Source organism: Rhodospirillaceae bacterium (assembly GCA_028819475.1).
Classification (GTDB): domain Bacteria; phylum Pseudomonadota; class Alphaproteobacteria; order Bin65; family Bin65; genus Bin65.
Genome location: JAPPLJ010000030.1, coordinates 242,336 through 258,882 on the forward strand (window position 1 = coordinate 242,336; position 16,547 = coordinate 258,882).

Here is a 16,547-nt window from a genome sequence, read left to right on the forward strand (position 1 = left end):
CCCGTAACCGGAAGTCCCGCGGCCCTTGGCGGCTATGGCCGCGGCTGGCAATCCGTGCCATCATCCGCGCAGGACCGGACGGGAGCGAAAACATGGCGCGATTCGTCGTTTCGCCGCATATGCGGCTGCATGAATGGGTGGCGGAGGAGAAGGGATTCTTCTCCGACGTCGGACTCGACTACACGTTTCGCGAGCAGCTCGGTTCGCGCGACGGCAGCGATCACGACCTGGGCGACAGGATCGGCGCCTACCAGACCTTCGAGGCGGGACGGACCTGCGATGTCAGCGCCGCCTGCCACTGGACGGTCAACGCCGCCGCCGCGTCGGGCCACGGCAAGCTCTACGCCGGCTGCTACTCGGTCTCGCCCTGCGGGATTTTCGTCCCGGCGGACTCTGCCATCCGCCGGCCCGAAGACCTGGCCGGGGTGCCGATTTCGGTCGGCTACCAGTCGGGCAGCCACTATTCGACCATCCAGACGCTCGAAGACTTCATGGCGCCGGAGGATATCGCGCTGTCCTTCGCCGACGGTCTGCTCTTCCGCCGGCTCGAACTGCTGATCGACGGCAAGGTTCCGGCGGCCAGCCTGTTCAGCGGGCCGTACTATTTCGCCGAGCAGCTCGGCTTCCGCAAGATCGTCGACACCAGCTTCATGATGGCGTCGATGATCACCGGCGATCCGGATCCCGGCGACGTCGAAAAGTTTTTCGAGGCCCTGCGCCGCGCCCAGATCGAGATCGATCTCCGGCTCGAACGGCACCGCCATCACTACCGGCGGGAATTCCCTGAACGGTTCCACGACGAGATGGACGTGCGCCGCTTCGGCCCCGGCGAACGGCTGGTCTTCGAGCCCTATACCGAGGACATTTTCGAACGCTCGCGCACCTGGGTCGCCGAGCGTGGAATCTTCCCCGACGGCGGCCTCGGCGACGCCTCGTACCGGGACTCGATCTACGCCGCGGCGTGATCCGTGCCGGAGGCCTTCACGGATTCTGGTCCCAGTCCGGATCGTCGCTCGGGCTGAGCGGCGTGTCGCCGACCAGCAGGCCCTTGCCCGGTATGTAATTGATTTCGAGCCGGATGCCATCGGGGTCCTCGAAGACAAAATAGTAGTAGCCCGGCGCAAAGTCGCCTTCCAGCGGGCCGCGGTCGATGAAGCCGCCGATGCTGCGCACATGCGCGGCCGCCGCGTCGACATCCTCCCGGCTGCGCGCCCGGAAGCAGAAATGATGCAGGCCGACCCGGGTCGCCGCGAAGCGCTCGCCGGCATAGTCTTCCGAGCAGCGCTGGATGCCGAGCGCGGTGCGGCCGCCGACATGGTAGAGGAAATTGTTGCCGTCATAGACCTTCTTGAGGCCGAGGAAGGGCAGCAGTCCGGAATAGAATTCCCGCGCCTTCTCCCACTGGCTCACCGTCAGGATGATGTGGGCGGCGCCGTTGATCTCGATCATCTGTTTCTCCGCGCGATAGCCGGCAGGCGCTAAGCGGCCGTTTCCTTCGGCTTGTAGCCAGGCAGCAGGTTCTGCTTGGTTTCCTCGTCCCACTCCAGCATCAGCTTGCCAAGTTCCTTGCCGGCGTCGTAGCCGCGGCGCAGGGCCGGCCGCTGCTGCAGCGCCTTGTACCAGCGCCTGACGTTCCGGAATTCGCCAAGGTCGACCTTCTGCCCCTTGTAGGTGATGACCCAGGGCCAGCACGCCATGTCGGCGATGGAATAGTCGCCGGCGATGAACTCGCGGCCGTAGAGCCGGCGGTCGAGTACGCCGTAGAGCCGGAGCATCTCGGCGCGGTAGCGCTCGATGGCGTAGGGGATCGGCTCCGGGGCGTAGAGCGAGAAATGGCCGGCCTGGCCGAACATCGGGCCGACGCCGCCGAGCTGCCACGACAGCCATTCGAGCACGGTCTTGCGCCCGCGCAGGTCGGCCGGCAGGAAGCGCCCGGTCTTCTCGGCGAGGTAGATCAGGATGGCGCCGGATTCGAACACCGGGAGCGGCGGGCCGCCGTCGGCCGGTGCGTGATCGACGATCGCCGGCATCCGGTTGTTCGGGCTGATGGCGAGGAAGTCCGGCTCGAACTGCGCGCCCTTGTAAATGTTGACCGGGACGATCCGGTAGTCGAGCGCCATCTCCTCCAGGGCGATGGAGATTTTCCAGCCGTTCGGCGTGGGCCAGAACCAGGCGTCGATCATGGGCGGATGTCCTCGGGGAAACCGGCTGGCGGCAACGATTGAGGCGCCGCCCTCGCCCGGACCTATCACGAAACCGGCCCTGCCGCGAGATCGGGGAGCGCCGGCGCAGCGCCGCCCGGTTCGACGCGCACTGCGCAGCGCGATTGTGGTAACAAGCGCCGGGACGGCTGCGCTCGCCGAAGCCGCCGGCAGACAACGCGAACGACAGGAATTCCCGTGAGCGACCCCGACCTCGACGCCGCCTACGACATCGAAGCCTCCGTGCCGAACCTGCCGGCCATCCAGGCGCGCTATGCCGAAGCGAGCGCCGCGCTGACCGGCCTCGACAGCGCCGCGCTCGACCTCGCCTACGGCCCGGACCCGCGGCACCGGCTGGACATCCTGGCGCCGCCGGAGGGCGCGCGGGCCGCAATCCTCTATTTCCACGGCGGCTACTGGAAGGGCGGCGCCAAGGAAGGCCGGCGCTTTCCCGGCCCGGCCTGGAACGCGCGGGGTGTCGCCTGGGTGCCGGTCGAATACCGCCTGGCCCCGGCCGCGACGGTCGACGGGATCGTCGACGACGCCCGCCGCGCCGTCGCCTGGTTCCATGCCCACGCCGCCGAATACGGCTGCGACCCGGCGGCGATCCATGTCGCGGGCAATTCGGCCGGCGGGCATCTGGCCGGGATGCTGGCGGCCGAAGGCTGGCAGGCTGAATGGGGCCTGCCGGCGGACATTATCGCGTCGGCCGCGCCGGTGAGCGGCCTGTTCGACCTGGCGCCCCTGCGCCGCACCTTCGCCAACGACTGGCTCGCACTCGACGAAGCCGGCGCGCAACGCAACAGCCCGATCCACCGGCCGCCGCGCGCCGGGATGCCCCTCGCCATCGCCTGGGGCGGCAAGGAGCCGGCGGCGTTCCGCGGCCAGTCCGAAGCCTATGCGGAAGTGTGCCGGCAGGCCGGGGCCGCCGTGACGGCGATCGAATGCGCCGGCGCCGATCATTTCTCCATCATGGCCGACTGGGCCGACCCGGCGAGCGCGCTGTTCGAGGCGCTGGAGGGGATTGTCGATGGCCCTGCGTAGGGACGGCACCAGTCGCACAGACTACAGGTCCAGCGAATCGAGGTGGCGGGCGATCAGGATTTTCTGGATCTCCGAGGTGCCCTCGTAGATCTGGTAGACCCGCACGTCGCGGTAGATTTTCTCGACCGGGAAATCGTTGAGGAAACCGGCGCCGCCGTGGATCTGGATCGCCCCGGAGGCGACACGCTCGGCCATTTCCGAGGCGAAGAGCTTGGCCATCGAGGCCTCGGCGGCGCAGTCCCGCCCCGCGTCCTTGAGAGCGGCGGCGTGGAGGTAGAGCTGGCGCGCCGCCTCGATCTGCGTCGCCATGTCGGCCAGCTTGAAGGCGATCGCCTGGTGTTCGGCGATCGGCCGGCCGAACGCCTCGCGCTCCTTCGCATAGTCGCGGGCCGCCTTGAGCGCCGCGCGGGCGCCGCCGACCGCCTGGGCCGCCACGCCGATCCGGCCGGCGGACAGGTTGGCGAGCGCGATGCCGAGGCCCCGGCCTTCCGCGCCCAGCAGGTCGGCCTCCGGCACGATCATGTCCTCGAACACGACCTGCGCCGTGTCGTTGGTGCGGTGGCCGAGCTTGCGCTCCTCCGCGATCACCCGGTAGCCCGGATTGTCCGTCGGCGTGACGAAGGCGGAGATTCCGCGCTTGCCGGCCGCCGGGTCGGTGACCGCGACGATCATCGCCAGTTCCGCCGTCGCGCCGCCGGTGACGAAGGCCTTGTGGCCGTTGAGGCACCAGCCACCTTCCATCTTTTCCGCGCGGGTGCGGATCGCGGCCGCATCGGAGCCGGCGTGCGGCTCGGTCAGGTGGATGCAGCCGATCCAGTCGCCGGAGGTGAGTTTCGTCAGGTATTCGGCCTTCTGGCGCTCCGTGCCGTGTTGTTGGATTGCGGCGGCGACCGGCGAGTTGTTCGCCGCCATCATGTTGGAGATGCCGCCGTCGGCCGCCGAAATCTCCTCCAGCGCCAGGGCGTAGGAGACGAAATCGGCCCCGGCGCCGCCCCAGGCCGGATCGACGGTTACGCCCATCAGGCCGACTTCGGCCATCTCGCGCAGCACGGCGCGCGGCGCGCCCTCCTGACGGTCCCATTCCGCCGCATAGGGCGCAATCGCGCGAGCCGCGAAAGCGCGGGCGGCATCCCGGATCTGCCGTTGCGTTTCGCTGAGCTGCATGGGTTCGCCCGCCGCGCTACCCGCCCAGACCGAACAGCCTGAGCGCGTTCGTCCGGCCGATTTTCAGCCGGTCCGCCTCTGCGATGTCGACGCTGTCCATCCAGGCTGCTGAATAATCGACGTTTTCGAACGGCCAGTCGGTCGAGAACAGGATCCGGTCCGCCCCGATGACCTGTATCGAGCACAGCAGCGCCTCGGTGCAGTAGTTGCCCGACACGGTGATATGGAAATTCTCCCGGAAATATTCGGTGAAGCTCTTCTGCGCCGGCTGCGGGCCGCTGCTTCCGGGCCGCTTCGTCCAGGCGTTCTTGTTGTCGACCCGCCAGATGTTGAAGGGCAGGCCCTCGCCCATATGGCCGACGATAATCTGCAATTCCGGATGATCGTCGAACAGGCCCGAGCCCATCAGCCGGAGCGCGTGCACGGCGGTTTCCTGGCCGAACGCCCAGCCCGGCCCCATCAGCCAGGGATGGCCGTCATAGATGCGCGCGTCCCGGGGCAGCGGATTGCGCGGATGGAGGTAAAAGGGCACGCCGAGCCCGGCGCACACCGCCCAGAACGGCCGGTATTGCGGCAGGTCGTAATAGAGCAGCGTGTCGTCGCCCTCGACCTGCGAAAACCCGTTGGCCAGCGCGCCGGCGAAGCCGAGCTCCCGGATGCAGCGCGTCAGTTCCGCCGCCGCGAGTTCCGGGTCTTGCAGCGGCAGGGCGGCGAGGCCGCGGAAGCGGTCGGGCCGGCGGGCGACCTTTTCCGCCAGGTCGTCATTGGCCCGGCGCGCAACTTCGGCGGCCCGCGCCACGTCCGGAATCGCCTGGACCGCTGGCGCGTTGAGCGACAGGATCATCATTTCCATGCCGTGGGCGTCCATCTCGCGCAGGCGCCGGTCTTCCGGGTCGATCAGGCGGCCGGAGAGTTCCTCCCAATCCGCGGGCGGCAGGAAGCCCGCCGAATCCTGAAGCGTATCGGCTATGGCGAAATGCTCTTCCAGGCCGATCTTGCCATCCATATTTCCCTCCGACCCTCTCGTGACCGCCGCATCGTAAGGGCGGCCGGGCCGCATTCCACGTATTTCTTTACTCTTTCGGTGCAGATCGCCGTTCGACGGCCCGGCCCATCTGGGATAAACGGATCGGCGAAGCCGCCGCACGGGTCGCGTTCCTGCGCGCGGCCGGCATCCGGAGGGAGGGTATCGATGCAAGGCAAGATCGCGTTCGAAGAGCATATGGCGATCGAGGAAACCCTCGGCGGCTCCCGGCATTTCGCCGGGGAATCCGGGCGCTGGGACGAATTCACCCGGGAATTGCTGGATATCGGCGAGCGGCGCATCGAGGCGATGGAGCGCTGCGGCGTCGAGTTCGCGCTGCTGTCGCTCAACGCGCCGGCGGTCCAGGGCATCCTCGATACCGACGAGGCGATCGCAGTCGCCCGCAAGGCCAACGACAGGATCGCCGAGGCGGCGGCGAAGTATCCGCACCGCTATGCCGGCCTGGCGGCGCTGCCGATGCAGGACCCCGATGCGGCGTCGGCGGAACTCACCCGCTGCGTGCGCGACCTCGGCTTCAAGGGGGCGATGGTCAACGGCTTCACCCAGAAGGACGAGCCGGACAGCGCGATCTATTACGACATCGCCGAATACCGCAGCTTCTGGGCCACCGTGTCGGAACTCGACGTGCCCTTCTATCTCCATCCCCGGATGCAGATTCCCTCCCAGGCGCGCAACTACGAGGGCCATGGCTGGCTGATGGCCGCGCCCTGGGGTTTCGCGGTCGAAACCTCGATCCACGCGCTGCGCCTGTGCGGCTCCGGCCTGTTCGACGACTATCCCAACCTGCGGATCGCGGTCGGCCATCTCGGCGAGAACATCCCCTTCGCCCTGTGGCGGCTCGATGCGCGGATGCGCTTCTCGCCCCGCGGCTATCGCGGCAAGCGGCCGCTCGGCGAGTATTTCGTCGAGCATTTCCACATCACGACGAGCGGCTTCTTCAACGATCCCGCCTTCAAGTGCACCATCGAGGTGATGGGAACGGACCGCATGTATTTCTCCGCCGACTATCCGTTCGAGCGCATGGAAGACGCGGCGCGATGGTACGACGCGACGCCGACCATAGCTGACAGCGACCGCCTCAAGATCGGGCGGACCAACGCGATCCGCCTGTTCGGCCTGGACCTTGAATAGCCGGACGATCCCGGAAGTATTGCCCATGACCGAGCCATCCGATCCAGCGAAGCCCGCCCGGCTCGACCTGCCGTTCGTCGGCATCCCGACCTTCATGAAGAAGCCGCACCGGCCGGACTGGGACGCCATCGAGGCCGATGTCGCCGTCATGGGCGCGCCGTTCGATCTCGGCACCCAGGTCCGCCCCGGCGCGCGCTTCGGGCCGAAAGGATTCCGGGACGCCTCGCAGCTCTTCGCAATCGGCGACGGCGCCTACGATCCGGAGGACGACATCCTCCACCTCGCCGGCGACGACGTCCGCATCGTCGATATCGGCGACGCCGACATGGTCCACATCGATGCCCTCCAATGCCTCGGCAATATCGAATACGGCGTGCGCAAGATCCTGGCCGCGGGCGCGCTGCCGGTCGTCCTGGGCGGCGACCATGCGGTGCACATCCCCTGCATCCGCGCCTTCGACGGCGAACTGCCGGTTCATATCGTGCATATCGACGCCCATCTCGACTATGTCGACGAGCGCTTCGGCGTGCGCCACGGCCAGGGCAATCCGCTGCGCCGGGCCGCCGAATGCGGGCACGTTACCGGCATCACCCATCTCGGCATCCGCAACCTCGGCTCGAGCGCGCAATCCGACTTCGCCGATGCACGCGCTGCCAAGTCGGACATTCTTTCGGTGCGGGATTTCCGCGAACTCGGCGTCGCCGGGGTGATCGAGCGGATACCGGAGAATGCCCGGCTCTATTTCACCATCGACGTGGACGGCTTCGATCCGTCGTTGGTGCCGGGCACGGGCACACCCAGCCCCGGCGGCTTTCTCTACTACGAGACCTGCGACTTCCTGAAAGCGGCGGCGATGCGCGGCGACGTCGTCGGCATCGATTTCGTCGAGTTGGCGCCGGAATACGATCCGGGCGGTGCGACAAGCCTGTTCTGCACCCAGATCCTGGTGAACTTCCTCGGCTACATCTTCCACGCGAAAAAGATCAAGGCCGGCGAAATCCCGGACGGCGGCTGGCCGGCACTGCGCGGCGTCGGGCAGTAGGAGCGGCCGGAAGAGGCGCGATTTGGCCCGGCCGGAGTGGGGTGACTCGCTGCAAAGGGCTGTTGTAGGACTTTCGCGGCAACCCGGCCTGCCCGCGACGGCCCGCGACCTCGGAGAAAAACCGCCATGCATGTCGGCGCATCCATCATTTTCCAGAACCCCGGCAAACAGCAGCCGGATCACGCGGTCTGGGAAGACGAGCTGGCCCTGGTGGACCTGGTGGAGCCGCTGGGCTTCGACTCCGTGTGGGCGACCGAACACCATATCACCGACTACATCATGTGCCCGGACCCGGTGCAGTTCCTCGCCTACGCCGCCGGCCGCACCACGACGGCCAGACTGGGCACGATGGTCGTCGTCCTGCCCTGGCGCGATCCGTTCCGGGTCGCCGAGCAGATCGCCATGCTCGACGTGATGTCCGGCGGACGGGTGATCTTCGGCATGGGCCGCGGCGCCGGCCGCTGCGAGTTCGAGGGCTTCAAGGTGCCGATGGAAGAGAGCCGGGCCCGCTTCGTCGAAGCCGCCGAAATGATCATGGGCGGCCTCGAAACCGGCTTCTGCGAATATGACGGCGAATTCTACACGCAGCCCCGCGCCGCCGTGCGCCCGCGCGCCAACCTGAGCTTCAGGGGCCGGACCTACGCCGCCGCGGTCTCGCCCGAATCGGCCGAGATCATGGCGAAACTGGGCGTCGGCCTGCTCATCATCCCGCAGAAGCCCTGGGACCATGTCGCCAAGGAGCTGGCCGAATACCGGGCGCTGTTCCAGCGGGTCAACGGCTTCGACGCGCCGGCGCCGATAGCCGCCGGCTGGACCTTCGTCGACGAGAGCGAAGAGCGCGCCTACGAGATGGCGAAGAAGTATATCGGCGGCTACTGGCACAGCGTGCTGGCGCATTACGAATTCGCCGGCGACCACCTGAAGACGACGAAGGGCTACGAATATTACGGCAAGTTCGCCGAAAACCTGCAAAAGCAGGGCGACGACGCGGCGACCGAGTTTTTCCTCGGCCTGCAGGTCTGGGGCACGCCGGAGATGGTCTACGAGAAGATCGTCGACATTTCCGACAAGGCCGGTTCCGACAGTTTCGTCGGGGTTTTCAAATATGCCGGCATGCCGAAGGACATCGCCGAGGCCAACATGCGGCTGTTCGCCCGCGAGGTGATGCCGGAGTTGAAGACCATCGGCCCGGCCGCCGGGCGGATGGCCGCCGCAGCGGAATAACCCGACCGAAGCGCCCCGCCGCCGCCGCGGCGCGCAACCCGCCCGAAGGAGCCTGATTTCATGCCCGGACCGCTGGAGGGACTGCGCGTCGTCGAACTGGCCGGGATCGGACCCGGACCGATGGCCTGCATGATGCTCGCGGACATGGGCGCCGACGTCGTCAAGGTGGACCGGCTGACCGACCCGGGCCTCGGCATCGCCATGCCGGCGAAATACCAGGTGCTGCACCGCGGCCGCCCTTCCGTCGCCGTCGACCTCAAGTCGCCGGACGGGCTGGCGGTCGTCAAACGGCTGATCGACCGCGCCGACGTCCTGATCGAAGGATTCCGCCCCGGCGTCACCGAACGCATGGGCCTCGGCCCGGAGGATTGTTTCGCGACCAACCCGAAACTGGTCTACGGCCGCATGACCGGCTGGGGCCAGGACGGTCCGATGGCCCGGGCGGCCGGGCATGACATGAACTACATCGCGCTCACCGGCGCGCTCAACGCCATCGGCCCGGCCGACGGGCCGCCGGTGCCGCCGCTCAACCTGGTCGGCGATTTCGGCGGCGGGACGCTCTACCTGCTGGTCGGCGTGCTGGCGGCGCTCCTTGAAGCGCGCCAGTCCGGCAAGGGGCAGGTCGTGGACGCGGCGATGGTGGACGGCGCGGCCTCGCTGATGACGACCTTCTACGGCCTCAAGGCGGCCGGCCTGTGGAGCAATATGCGCGGCGCGAACCTGCTCGACGGCGGCGCTCATTTCTATTCGGTCTACGAGACGGGCGACGGCAAATTCGTCTCCATCGGCTCGATCGAAGCCAAGTTCTACGCCGAACTGCTGGAGAAAACCGGGCTCGACCCGGCCGATCTGCCGCCGCAGATGAGCCGGGAGAGCTGGCCCGTCATCCGCGAAAAACTCGCTGCGGTCTTCCGGACCAAAACCCGGGACGAATGGTGCGCCATCATGGAGGGCACCGATATCTGCTTTGCGCCGGTCCTGGACCTCGACGAGGCGCCGGACCATGCGCACATGAAGGCACGCGGCACCTTCGCGGAGGTCGACGGCGTCGTGCAGCCGGCACCGGCGCCGCGTTTCAGCCGCACGCCCGGCACGATCCGCCGTCCGCCTTCGCCGCCCGGCGCCGATACCGAAGAAGCGCTCGCCGCCTGGGGCTTTGCCGCCGGGGAAATCGCCGATCTGCGCGCCGCAAACGCAATCGGCTGAGACGCGCCATGTCCGTACCGGCATCCACCATCAGGGAAACGAAATGAAAGACACACTCAAAGCCGGCGCCGTCCATGAGGAGAAGATCGGGATCGACGAGGAGCGCACCATCGCCTTCATGGGCGACGAGTTGCGGGTCTACGCCACGCCGCTCATGGTGCGCGATATCGAGCATACCTGCCGGCAGCTGCTGCTGCCGCATCACGACGACGGCGAGGATTCCGTCGGCGCGCGGGTCGAGATCGACCATCTGGGCCCGACCCTGATCGGCCAGAGCGTGACGGTCAACGCCGAGGTCGTCGAGGTCGAGGGCCCGCGGATCGTCTTCGAGGTCAACGTCCATGACGAGCTCGACCATGTCGGCCGGGCCCGGCACATCCGCTTCGTCATCGACAAGGCGAAGCAGGGCGGCCGCCTGGCGAAGAAAAAGGCGCGCCTGGCCGAAGCTTGAGGCGCGCGCCGCAAAGCGTGCTATTCTCCCGCCTGCCATTCATTCCGACCGGGTATCGACCATGGCCAAAGCCGGCGCTTCCGAAGACGACGTCAAGAAGGTTCCCTTCTACTGCTACCAGTGCGTAGCGGGGCCGGACCTTGCGAAAGTCACCGTGCGCAACGGCGTGGCGGAACGGCTGGAAGCCAATTTCGACATCATGGACGAGCATCCCGGCGGCGGCCGGGTCTGCGTCAAGGCGTTCGGCCTGATTCAGAAGACCTACAATCCCAACCGGATCAAGCAGCCGATGAAGCGGACCAACCCGAACAAGGGGCGGGACGAGGATCCGGGCTTCGTGCCGATCTCCTGGGAAGAGGCCTTCGGCATCATCGGCGAGAAATTCCGCGAAGTGCGCGCCAAAGGGCTGGTCAACGAGAACGGCCATCCGCGCCTCGCGACCTCGACCGGCGGGGGCGGCACGCCGGTGCAGTATATGGGCACTTTCCCGGCCTTCATGGCGGCCTGGGGCCCCATCGACCAGGGCTTCGGCGCCGGCCAGGGCGTGAAGTGCTACCATTCCGAGCATCTCTACGGCGAACTGTGGCACCGCGCGTTCATCGTCGCGCCGGACACGCCCTATGTGAACTTCATCCTGAACTGCGGCGCGAACACCGAGGCGCAGTCCGGCGTCGTCGGCATCTGGCGCGAAGCCAACGCCCGGGCGCGCGGCGCCAAGCGCATCCATGTCGAGCCGCACATGTCGATCACGGCGGCAGCCTCGGCCGAATGGGTGCCGATCAAACCGAAGACCGACGCCGCCTTCCTGTTCGCCCTGATCCACCGGATCGTGCACGAGCGCGGCTGGGAAGCCGTCTGCGACGTGCCGTTCCTCAAGAACCGCTCCAATTCGCCCTACCTGGTCGGCCCCAACGGCTTTTTCGTCCGCGATCCGGACGGCAAGCCGCTGATCTGGGACGCCGCCGACGGCGCGGCCAAACCCTATGACGCCGACATCGCCGACCCTGCGATGGAGGGCACCTACACGGTCGACGGCTACGAACTGGGGCCGGACAACAAGCGCTGGGACCATAAGGGAGTGATGGCCAAACCGTCCTTCCAGCTCATGCTCGACCTGATGGCGCAATACACGCCGGAATGGGCCGAGGCCGAATGCGAGGTGCCGGCGGAGACCATCCGGCGGGTCGCCGACGAATATATCGCCCATGCCTGCGTCGGCGAGACCATCGAGATCGAAGGCAAGACCCTGCCCTTCCGCCCGGTCGCCATCCTGCTCGGTAAGAGCGTGAACAACGGCTGGGGCGGCTATCACACCTGCTGGGCGCGCACCATGCTGGCCGTTCTCGTCGGCGCGCTCGAGGTGCCGGGCGGCACGCTGGGCACGGCGGTGAAGCTGGTGCGGCCGGCGGCGTCGCGGGTCGGCTCCGTGCTGCCGGGCGAAGACGGCTTCATGCGCTACCAGTTCAACGCCACGTCGTCGAACGCGTGGAACCGCGACCCGCATATCCGCAATGCCTACAAGACGCTGGTGCCCCTGGTCTCGGACAGCCCGTGGTCGCCGGCCCTGGGGCCCGCGCACCTGCCCTGGCTGTTCCAGAAGCACCAGCCGAAGAGCTGGCCGCGCCACGATCCGCCGGACATCTGGATGTGCTACCGCACCAACCCGTCGATCAGCTCGTGGAACGCGCCGGAAGTGTCGAACCAGCTGGCGGATTTCCCGTTCATCGTCGCCTTCGCCTACACGATGGACGAGACCAACCATTTCGCCGACGTGCTGCTGCCGGAATCGACCGACCTGGAATCGACCCAGCTGATCCGCATCGGCGGCACCAAGTTCCAGGAGAATTTCTGGCACCACGAAGGCTGGACGATCCGCGCCAAGGCGATCGAGCCGGTCAACGACACGATGGACATGTCGGACATCATGACCCGCTTCGCCCAGGAAGCGGGTATCCTCGACGCCTATATCGGCGCCATCAACGGCGGCGCGGCGGGCACGAAGCTGGCGCGCCCCGGCAAGTACGATTTCAGCCTGCCGGCCGGCGAGCCGCCGGAGTCGGAAACCGTCTGGGACAACATGTGCAAGGCCGCATCGTGGGACATGACCGGCGGCGAGCAGGTCCGCGACCTCGACTGGTTCCGCGAACACGGCTACATGCTCAAGGACTACAACCAGCTCGACTGGTACATCTACCCGGCGCTCGAAGAGCAGAATTTGCGCTTCGAGCTGCCCTACCAGGAACGGCTGACCCGGCACGGCCAGGAACTGGCGCTCCGCCTGGGCGAGATCGGCGTCGACTGGTGGGAAACTCAGCTGCGCGAATACGAGTTCATGCCGACCTACGAATCTTTCCCGGAAATCTGGGAGGATTACGTCCGCGATTTCGGCCGCGACCCGGAGGAATACCCGTTCTGGGCGCTGACCGCCCGCTCCTTCCAGTATGCCTGGGGCGCCAATGTCGGCCTGCCGCTGATCGCCGAGGTCGCCGACAATATCGCCGGCCACCGCGGCGTGATGATCAACCGGCGCAAGGCGCAGGACCTGGGTATCGAAGACGGCGAGCAGGTCGTCGTGGAATCGGTCACCGGGCGCACCGAAGGCCCGGCCGTGCTGCGTGAGGGAATCCGGCCGGACACGGTCCTGATGATCGGCCAGTTCGACCACTGGAAGACGCCCTTCGCCAAGGACCTCAACCGGCCGAGCCTGAACAGCGTGACCGACATCTCGCTCAAGCTCACCGATTCCACCGGCTCCGGCTCGGATCTCGTGTGCGTCAAGGTCTACAAGGCCTCGGAGAAGCACCTCCAGAAGCCGCTCGCCGTCGAGGAAATGGGCTCCTACGACGGCAACATCGCCACCGCCGCCTTCGCCCAGGCCGCGGAGTGACAATGGCAATCGATCCCTATACCTCCCCCTCTTCAGAGGGGGAGGTCGGCGAGCGAAGGGGCCGGGTGGGGGTGCCGTGGGGCGCAACGATATGATCCGTCATGGCTGACGCCCTCTGCCACGATCCCGCCCACACCCCGCGCTGGGGCATGGCGATCGACGTCAACCGCTGCGTCGGCTGCCAGACCTGCACCATCGCCTGCAAGCACTGGAACGACACGCTGCCGGATATCCAATGGCGGCGCGTGATCGATGTCGAGCAGGGCGAGTATCCGAACGTCCAGCGCCAGTTCCTCGTCACCGGCTGCCAGCATTGCGCCGAGCCGCCCTGCGTCCCGGTCTGCCCGACCGGCGCGACCCGCCAGCGCGAAGACGGGCTGGTGACGATGGATTACGACGTCTGCATCGGCTGTGCCTATTGTGCGGTCGCCTGCCCCTATCAGGCCCGCACCATCGCCCATGAGATCCACGGTTATTACGATGGCGAGATCACGCGCCAGGAAGAGGCCGTGTTCGACGACGGCCGGATCGGCGTCGCCCAGAAATGCACCTTCTGCATCGACCGGGTCGACAGCGGCCTGGAAGCCGGCCTGACCCCCGGCCTCGATCCCGAGGCGACGCCGGCCTGCTCCGCCGCCTGCATCGCCTCGGCCATCACTTTCGGCGATTACAACGACCCGGACAGCAACGTCTCGCAGCTCGTGCGCGACAACCCGGCGTTCCAGATGCACGAGGAACTCGGCACCGATCCGCAGATCAAATATCTCTATACCACCCCGGCCGTACCGGGCCGCGAACCGGAAGCAGCCGACCTCGCCGACGAGCGGCTGGCCGATCCGGCAAACCCGCTGGTCGGCACGCTGCAGCCGTTCTGGGACTGGCGCGCCGCGATGAACTGGATGTTCGGCGGCGTCGGCAGCGGCTTCGTGTTCGCCGCCTGGCTGGCCTCCTTCGCCGTGCCGGCCGAGGCCGCCGCCGAATACGGCCTGTGGCTTTCTGCGGCGCAATTCGCCGGCGCCGGGCTGATGGCCATCGGCCTGTTCTTCGTCTTTCTGAAGATCGGCAGGAAGATGCGTTTCTGGCGCGCGGTGTCGCGCCCACAGACCTCCTGGATGACGCGCGAACTGTATGTCGTCGCCGTCTTCGGCGTCGCCGTGCTGCTCGGTATTGCGACGCAGCATCCGGCGGCCCAGACCGTTGCCGCGCTGGCGGCGCTCGGTTTCCTCGCTTGTCAGGCGATGATCCTCTACCGGGCGCGCGGCATTCCGGCCTGGCGGCACCGCCTGATGCCCTGGATGATCGTCTCGACCGGCCTGCTCGAAGGCTTCGCCCTGCTGATGCCGGCCTTTGCGCTCAGCATCGGCCTGCTGGCGGCGTTCCAGTTGCTCGTGCCGCTGGAAATCTTCGTCTACAGCGCGCTTGCCCTCAAGACGATGCAGACCGCGGGCGTCGCCGTCATCGTCCTGGCGGCGGCAAGTCTGATCCTGTGGACCGCCTATCTGCACTCGGCGGCAGCCGGCGGAATCGGCCCGCTGGCCCGGGCGGTGCTGGCGAAGGTCCACCGGCGCGTGTTGATCCTCGGCACGGGGTTGCCGGCGCTCCTGTACCTGGCCGGCCTGATCGCGCTCGGCATGGGGCAGACCGGAACGCGCATCGCCATCGGAGTCTGGCTCGCCGGCAGCATCCTCGCCATCTTCGGCGGCGTCTACTGGAAGTTCATGATCGTCGCCCGCGCCGGCTACCAGCAGGGCTTCGCCATGCCGAAGCAGCCGCACCGCGGCTCCGGCGCCCGGGCTGCGCCGCCCCGGCTCGACGGCACCGTCATGCGCCCGGGCGCGCCGCTGGCCGAGTCTCCGGAAGGGGTCGGCTGAGGCCGGCGTCGTGCTCTATCTCTTCGCCGCAGCGGTCTTCGTCGGATCGTGGATCGGCTACCGCCGCGCGCCGGAGCACGAAACCCTCGCCAGATTGCTGTTCCGGCTCGGCATGGCCGCCGGCATCGCCGTGGCGGTCCTCGGCTATATCGTGTTCAACGTGGTGGAAGTCGGCGGCCGGAACGCCGGATAGCGTCGCCTGCCAGCAACCCCGGTCGGGCCGTCAGCCGCCCTGCCCCAGCGCCACGCGCAGCCGGCCGATCAGCGCATCGCGCGCCGCATCGTCGTACGGCGCCGGCGGAACCTTGCCCCAAACCGGGCCGGGCCAGGCCGAATCGGTCGTGAAGCGGGCGATCACATGGATATGCAGTTGCGGCACCTGGTTACCCAGCGCCGCCACATTTATTTTGTCGGGCATCTTGTCCGGCCCGAACAGGTCGACGAGTGCCCGGCTGCACCGGCGGATTTCATCGAGGGCGGCAATGCCGTCCTCTTCGTTGAGATCGTGCAGGTCGCGCAGACCCTCGCGCCGCGGCGACAGCACCAGCCAAGGATAGGTGGCATCCTTCGACAGCAGCACCCGGCACAGATCCAGATCGCAGACCGGCACGGTCTCGTCGGCGAGTTGCGGATGAAGCGCGTACATCGCCCGGCGCCCGGCTACTTGCCGGCCTCGACATCGGCGGCGACGCGCAGGCTGACGATTTTGTCCGGCTGCGCCGGCGGCTCGCCCGGCGCGATGCCGTCGATGAGGTCCATGCCTTCGACCACCTTGCCCCAGATCGTGTACTGGCCGTTCAGGTGCGATGCCGGAGCGAAGCAGATGAACCATTGGCTGTCGCCGCTGTTCGGATCGGCGGTGCGCGCCATGCCAATGGTGCCGCGCTCGAACGAGAGGTCGCGGGAAAATTCCGCCGGCAGTTTCTGCCCGCTGCCGCCCCGGCCGGTGCCGGTCGGATCGCCGGTCTGGGCCATGAAGCCCGGAATGACCCGGTGGAAGACGATGCCGTCGTAGAATTTTTCGCGGGCGAGTTCCTTGATCCGGGCGACATGTTTGGGCGCCGCGTCGGGATAGAGTTCGATGGCGACGCGGCCGTTCTTCAATTCGAGATAGAGCATGTTTTCCAGCTTTCGGGATTTCTGCGCGCCGGCGGGAGCGGCAACCGTCACCGCCAGGGCAAAGGTGAAGACCACAGCGAGAAACCCCCGGACGGCGTTGCGGACGCCGCGGACTGCCGGCTGCGATGGGAAATGAGCAATCATGCCGGTGGCATAGCGCGC

16 protein-coding genes are annotated in these 16,547 nt (G+C 67.4%); 10 read left to right on the top strand and 6 right to left on the bottom strand.

The window, feature by feature from the left end:
• The first annotated feature begins 92 nt into the window (after window positions 1-92).
• Window positions 93-965 carry a hypothetical protein gene (locus tag OXM58_08725; protein ID MDE0148444.1) on the top strand — a complete coding sequence of 291 codons (873 nt, stop codon included), beginning with the start codon at window positions 93-95 and terminating at the stop codon, window positions 963-965.
• A 16-nt stretch (window positions 966-981) separates the two neighbouring features.
• Here the strand turns inward: OXM58_08725 and OXM58_08730 are convergent, their stop codons facing one another.
• Together OXM58_08730 and OXM58_08735 are read right to left on the bottom strand one after the other, a co-directional pair.
• On the bottom strand, window positions 982-1,449 hold the full coding sequence (locus OXM58_08730) for a VOC family protein (protein MDE0148445.1): 468 nt from the start codon (window positions 1,447-1,449) through the stop codon (window positions 982-984).
• A gap of 29 nt (window positions 1,450-1,478) precedes the next feature.
• Window positions 1,479-2,183, bottom strand: coding sequence for a glutathione S-transferase N-terminal domain-containing protein (locus tag OXM58_08735; protein MDE0148446.1), 705 nt, complete (start codon window positions 2,181-2,183; stop codon window positions 1,479-1,481).
• A 216-nt stretch (window positions 2,184-2,399) separates the two neighbouring features.
• On the opposite strand from OXM58_08735, the gene OXM58_08740 reads away from it, so the two are divergent.
• Complete coding sequence (locus tag OXM58_08740; protein ID MDE0148447.1) at window positions 2,400-3,245, top strand: alpha/beta hydrolase; 846 nt, start codon at window positions 2,400-2,402, stop codon at window positions 3,243-3,245.
• A 21-nt stretch (window positions 3,246-3,266) separates the two neighbouring features.
• Here OXM58_08740 and OXM58_08745 read toward each other — a convergent pair whose 3' ends face one another.
• Together OXM58_08745 and OXM58_08750 are read right to left on the bottom strand one after the other, a co-directional pair.
• Window positions 3,267-4,409 (bottom strand): acyl-CoA dehydrogenase family protein, encoded by a 1,143-nt coding sequence (locus OXM58_08745; GenBank protein MDE0148448.1) that lies wholly within the window; start codon window positions 4,407-4,409, stop codon window positions 3,267-3,269.
• 16 nt (window positions 4,410-4,425) lie between these two features.
• Window positions 4,426-5,415 (bottom strand): amidohydrolase family protein, encoded by a 990-nt coding sequence (locus OXM58_08750; GenBank protein MDE0148449.1) that lies wholly within the window; start codon window positions 5,413-5,415, stop codon window positions 4,426-4,428.
• A 186-nt stretch (window positions 5,416-5,601) separates the two neighbouring features.
• Here OXM58_08750 and OXM58_08755 point away from each other — a divergent pair, with 186 nt between their 5' ends.
• From OXM58_08755 to OXM58_08790, 8 genes are all read left to right on the top strand, one after another.
• Window positions 5,602-6,585 carry an amidohydrolase family protein gene (locus OXM58_08755; protein ID MDE0148450.1) on the top strand — a complete coding sequence of 328 codons (984 nt, stop codon included), beginning with the start codon at window positions 5,602-5,604 and terminating at the stop codon, window positions 6,583-6,585.
• A gap of 25 nt (window positions 6,586-6,610) precedes the next feature.
• Window positions 6,611-7,627, top strand: coding sequence for an agmatinase (locus OXM58_08760; GenBank protein MDE0148451.1), 1,017 nt, complete (start codon window positions 6,611-6,613; stop codon window positions 7,625-7,627).
• Between the two features lie 126 nt (window positions 7,628-7,753).
• On the top strand, window positions 7,754-8,851 hold the full coding sequence (locus tag OXM58_08765) for an LLM class flavin-dependent oxidoreductase (protein MDE0148452.1): 1,098 nt from the start codon (window positions 7,754-7,756) through the stop codon (window positions 8,849-8,851).
• A 60-nt stretch (window positions 8,852-8,911) separates the two neighbouring features.
• Entirely contained in the window at window positions 8,912-10,057 is a 1,146-nt protein-coding gene (locus OXM58_08770) for a CaiB/BaiF CoA-transferase family protein (protein MDE0148453.1), read from the top strand.
• Between the two features lie 43 nt (window positions 10,058-10,100).
• Window positions 10,101-10,508 carry a LysR family transcriptional regulator gene (locus OXM58_08775; protein MDE0148454.1) on the top strand — a complete coding sequence of 136 codons (408 nt, stop codon included), beginning with the start codon at window positions 10,101-10,103 and terminating at the stop codon, window positions 10,506-10,508.
• 61 nt (window positions 10,509-10,569) lie between these two features.
• Complete coding sequence (locus tag OXM58_08780) at window positions 10,570-13,395, top strand: molybdopterin-dependent oxidoreductase (protein MDE0148455.1); 2,826 nt, start codon at window positions 10,570-10,572, stop codon at window positions 13,393-13,395.
• 101 nt (window positions 13,396-13,496) lie between these two features.
• A complete protein-coding gene (locus tag OXM58_08785; protein ID MDE0148456.1) occupies window positions 13,497-15,266 on the top strand; it encodes a 4Fe-4S binding protein in 1,770 nt (589 codons plus the stop codon).
• Window positions 15,267-15,276: 10 nt separating this feature from the next.
• Window positions 15,277-15,459 (top strand): hypothetical protein, encoded by a 183-nt coding sequence (locus OXM58_08790; protein MDE0148457.1) that lies wholly within the window; start codon window positions 15,277-15,279, stop codon window positions 15,457-15,459.
• A gap of 30 nt (window positions 15,460-15,489) precedes the next feature.
• On the opposite strand, the gene OXM58_08795 is transcribed toward OXM58_08790, so the two are convergent.
• A complete protein-coding gene (locus OXM58_08795; GenBank protein MDE0148458.1) occupies window positions 15,490-15,912 on the bottom strand; it encodes an HIT family protein in 423 nt (140 codons plus the stop codon).
• Window positions 15,913-15,926: 14 nt separating this feature from the next.
• Complete coding sequence (locus OXM58_08800) at window positions 15,927-16,385, bottom strand: peptidylprolyl isomerase (protein ID MDE0148459.1); 459 nt, start codon at window positions 16,383-16,385, stop codon at window positions 15,927-15,929.
• Between the last annotated feature and the right edge of the window lie 162 nt (window positions 16,386-16,547).